This is a genomic window from Pseudescherichia vulneris, assembly GCF_902164725.1.
Classification (GTDB): Bacteria; Pseudomonadota; Gammaproteobacteria; order Enterobacterales; family Enterobacteriaceae; genus Pseudescherichia; species Pseudescherichia vulneris.
Genome location: NZ_LR607338.1, coordinates 3,539,400 through 3,540,519, shown reverse-complemented (window position 1 = coordinate 3,540,519; position 1,120 = coordinate 3,539,400). Strand labels below are relative to the sequence as shown.

Below are 1,120 nucleotides of genomic sequence, written 5' to 3'. Positions count from 1 at the left end.
CATACGGTCGGCAATGGTGAAGTTCACGTTAACGTCCACACGCTCCTTGAACGCATTCACATCGACGTGCTTGCCGATTAGCTCCAGGTTCTTGACTTTGTCCGGCCACTTAATCGACTTCAGGACGCCGATAATCTTTTTCTCGTCGCCCTTACCCTCGAATAGCTCTGCCACCTTCACGCCTGACAGGAACTGGCGCCACGCTTTCGGCCATGTGCTCAGCGGCTTGAGGCTCAGGTCATCGTCCATGATATCGCCCAGGTCAAGCTCGTCGATCTCCTTCAGCCTCATAAGCACGTAGTCAGCAGAGATACGGGATCGCTTATTGCGCTCTTCCATCAGCTCAGCGATTCGTTTCTGGATGCGTTCATCCCGCATCATCACGCTGGCCTTGGCCGCTGCCGTATTGGGCGAGAATCCTGCATCAATGGCCGCCTGTCGCTGATTTTCCGGCATCTTGACGTACGACTGGCAGTAAGCCTCCATCATTGCTGAGATGGGCTTAAACTGCGTTGATTTGCGTTTGTGAGGTTTGGGCGTCGCGGCCATTGTTACCACCATAGTAATAATTACCAATATGGTAATACTATCACGCAAAATAAAGCCGCCATAGTCGGCGGCATTTGCAAGTGATTAATGCAAATCGTGACATGTCACACCGTTAATTTCAGGTCATGCCACCCGCCGGTAACCCAGCACTGCGAATCACCCTGGCACGGGCAACTGTCTACCGGCAGCTTATCGCCGCACTTCCCGCACTGGCTTCCTGCCATCTTAGCCATCTGCTCTTTCAGGCGGGCGTCGTCCTGGCGGATCAGCAGCGCAATATACTCGTTGAGCTCATACGGACTGCGACCCGGGCGACGAGCGGCGCAGTTACGCGCCACCATGTCCAGCTCCTGCTGGTCGAGTACCAGTTCCATCTTGCGGCCACCAGCGGCAGCCTGGCGAGCACGCTGCGCTGCTTTGCGCTCGGCTGGGGATTTAGGCACGAATAGCACCCCACACCATGTTGATTAATGACTCCCAGGCAATGTAAACCCTGATTCCAGCAGCAAGGCCAAAACCGATGACCATTGCGTAAAGTAAAACGTCACACTTTGACATCACTCACTCTCCT

General features: G+C 54.6%; 2 protein-coding genes. Both read right to left on the bottom strand.

Annotated features, from left to right (window positions below):
* Positions 1–561, bottom strand: a 561-nt coding sequence (locus FN633_RS14685) for a terminase small subunit (RefSeq protein WP_425049190.1), incomplete at its 3' end; no start/stop codon positions are given.
* Positions 562–653: 92 nt separating this feature from the next.
* A complete protein-coding gene (locus tag FN633_RS14680; RefSeq protein WP_154058214.1) occupies positions 654–992 on the bottom strand; it encodes a hypothetical protein in 339 nt (112 codons plus the stop codon).
* Positions 993–1,120 lie beyond the last annotated feature (128 nt).